This is a genomic window from Ligilactobacillus animalis KCTC 3501 = DSM 20602 (assembly GCF_001434535.1).
GTDB classification, from domain to species: Bacteria; Bacillota; Bacilli; order Lactobacillales; family Lactobacillaceae; genus Ligilactobacillus; species Ligilactobacillus animalis.
The window spans coordinates 1-3,140 of record NZ_AYYW01000038.1 but is presented as its reverse complement, the minus strand read 5'-3'; the positions used below and the strand labels follow the sequence as shown (position 1 = coordinate 3,140).

The window sequence follows — 3,140 nt, the reverse complement described above, 5'->3', positions numbered from 1 at the left end:
TTATCACGCCTGCCTGTCACGCAGGAGATCACCGGTTCAAATCCGGTTAGGACCGTTGTGACTTTATATTTTGGCTGCCGTTATGGTAGCTTTTTTTATGAAATCAACCTAACTTTATTTACAAGTAAGGTTAGATGTAGTATTATTATATAGTATATTGGCTATGGCGATAGTGGCGAAGTGGTTAACGCACCGGATTGTGGCTCCGGCACTCGTGGGTTCGATTCCCATCTATCGCCCTTGATGCCGGTGTGGCGGAATTGGCAGACGCGCTGGACTCAAAATCCAGTGTCCGTTGAGGACGTATCGGTTCGACCCCGATCACCGGTATTTCTTGGGACTAGGTAACTTTACCTAGTCTTTTTTTATATCTAAGAAAACCTTTTGCAAATATTTAGGCCTTTTACCTTGAATAAGTGAAATCTTGTGTTAGAATAAGAACGTTACAACTCACTCATTCCCGATAGGATTCACTATCTAGTGAAGATGCCTTGTAACCACAAAATTGAAATGGGGGAATTCAAAGTGTCAGAAAGACATTTATTTACATCAGAATCAGTCTCAGAAGGACATCCAGATAAAATCGCAGATCAAATCAGTGATGCGATCTTAGATGCATTGTTGGAAAAAGATCCCAATGCACGTGTAGCAGCAGAAACAACTGTTACTACAGGTTTAGTAGTTGTTGTCGGTGAAATTTCAACTAATAAGTATGTTGATATTCAAAAAGTAGTACGCGATACGATCAAAGAGATCGGCTATACTAATGGCAAATACGGTTTCGACGGCGATAATTGTGCTGTTTTGACTGCGATCGATGAACAATCAGCTGATATCGCTTTAGGTGTCGATAACTCATTGGAAACAAAAGAGGGTCAAGCAGATCCGCTCGATCAGATCGGTGCGGGTGATCAAGGCTTGATGTTTGGTTATGCGATCGATGAAACACCTGAATTGATACCATTACCGATCGCATTGAGCCATCGGTTGATGCGTAAGATCGCTCAAGTGCGCAAGTCAGGCGAACTTACCTATTTAGGACCTGATGCTAAGGCACAAGTTACCGTTGAATATGCTGACGATGGTAAACCTTTGCGCGTTGATACAGTTGTTTTATCAACACAACATGCAGCTGAAATTGGGTTGGAACAAATTAGACAAGATATTTTAGAAAAAGTTATCCAAACGGAGATTCCAGCTGAGTTGCTTGATGAGAAAACAAAATATTTCATCAATCCAACTGGACGCTTCGTTATCGGTGGACCACAAGGCGATGCAGGGCTGACCGGTCGCAAGATCATTGTTGATACTTATGGCGGTTTTGCTCATCATGGTGGTGGTGCTTTCTCTGGTAAGGATGCTACTAAAGTAGACCGTTCAGCTAGCTATGCTGCACGTTATATTGCTAAAAATATCGTAGCTGCTGGGATCGCATCTCAAGTTGAGGTTCAGATCGCATATGCTATTGGGGTCGCACAACCAGTCTCGATCGCGGTCGACACATTTGGAACCTCGAAAGTAAGCAATCAAGCACTAGTTGCAGCTATTCGCAAGATTTTTGATCTGCGCCCAGCGGGGATCATTGAAATGCTTGATCTTCGTCGTCCGATCTATAAGCAAACTGCTGCTTATGGTCATTTTGGACGGACTGATGTTGAGTTGCCTTGGGAAAAAACGGATAAGGTTGCTGAATTGAAGGCAGAATTGAATTTAGATTAAAAATTATAACTATTTTTGAGCATTAGTCGATACGGACTAGTGCTCTTTTTATATTAATTGGAGTGAAAAAGCTAGCATGAATCAGCGATAGAGGATATAATCGAAGTAAGGTTTTAAATTAAGCAATTATTATAATTTTTTAAATATTAGGAGGGTCGAATTTTGAAGAGTAGAAAAGAACGTCTTGAGAATAAAAAACAACAGCTGTTATCTGAAAACATAAAGTCTGTCAAAAAAGCTACGACATATATTGGAACGACTGTTTTGATGGGAACAGCTGGTTTAGTTTTGAGTAAAGCTAAGGCGCAAGCAGATACGGTTCAGATCGATCAAAATACATCATCTAATAATAATAATAATGAAAATACTAGTGCAAATTCCAATAATATAAATGAACAAAGTCAAGTTTCGGCACAAACAGCGCAAACTCAGATACAAGATCGATCTGCAACACCTACCCAAGACCAAAGTCAAGTTGCTCCAGCTAGTCAAGCAGTACCTAATTCAGCTACTACACCAACAGTCAGTGTTTCACGGGCTTATCCAGGAAATGTGCAAATATTTTTGAATAATATCGCTGGTCCTGCACAACAGGTCGCTCAACAACGCGGACTATATGCATCTTTGATGATCGCGCAAGCTGCCCTTGAAAGCGGATGGGGTGGTAGTTATTTATCGACCTCAGCTTACAATCTTTTCGGGGTCAAGTGGTCAGGCTCAGGGGCATATATTGAGTTACCAACGCAGGAATTTTATAATGGTTCCTACCATACGATCTATGATAAATTCCAACGTTATTCAAGCTATGCAGAATCTTTAAATGGCTATGCAAATGTGATCACGACCCGTTTCCCTAAATCTACGCGGGCTAATTCGGCTAATTATGCAATTGCCGCGCAAAATCTGCGTTATGGGGTATATGGAACATATGCGACTGCACCAGACTATGCGGATAAATTGATCCGAGTGATCCAGGCCTATAATTTAACAGCTTATGATGTTGGGGGTTCGTCAGTTGACACGAATCAAACACCAACGACTAACAATAATAATGCGGGCCAAACGCAAACAAGTGGCAATGGGACTTACACTGTCAAGGCGGGTGACTCTTTATACCGGATCGCTAAAAACCACAATATGAGTTTGCAAGAATTGAAGAGCTTGAATAACTTGAGTAGCGATCTGATTTTTGCAGGTCAAGTTTTAAAAGTTTCAGGCCAAGTAACTACGAATCAGCCAAGTACGAATACAAATACATCACAAAACTCAAATCAAGCCCAAACAAGTGGCAATGGGACGTATACGGTCAAAGCAGGTGACTCTTTGTACCGCATCGCAGTTAACCACAACATGAGTTTACAAGAATTGAAGAATTTGAATAACTTGAGCAGTAATTTGATCATACCCGGTCAAGTTTTGAA

The 3,140-nt window shown here is 41.1% G+C and carries 2 protein-coding genes, 2 tRNA genes and 1 riboswitch; all 4 genes read left to right on the top strand.

Going from position 1 to position 3,140, the window contains the following annotated elements; genetic code table 11:
* The first annotated feature begins 166 nt into the window (after positions 1–166).
* Positions 167–239: transfer RNA gene (locus FC30_RS07030), tRNA-His, on the top strand.
* 6 nt (positions 240–245) lie between these two features.
* A tRNA-Leu gene (locus tag FC30_RS07025) sits at positions 246–330 on the top strand.
* A 108-nt stretch (positions 331–438) separates the two neighbouring features.
* Positions 439–528: riboswitch (SMK box riboswitch) on the top strand.
* Positions 526–1,719 carry a methionine adenosyltransferase gene (gene metK, locus FC30_RS07020; RefSeq protein ID WP_010688553.1) on the top strand — a complete coding sequence of 398 codons (1,194 nt, stop codon included), beginning with the start codon at positions 526–528 and terminating at the stop codon, positions 1,717–1,719. Its footprint overlaps the riboswitch before it by 3 nt.
* Positions 1,720–1,881: 162 nt before the next feature.
* Positions 1,882–3,140 (top strand): LysM peptidoglycan-binding domain-containing protein (locus tag FC30_RS07015; RefSeq protein ID WP_156400135.1); only part of this gene is annotated, 1,259 nt, incomplete at its 3' end.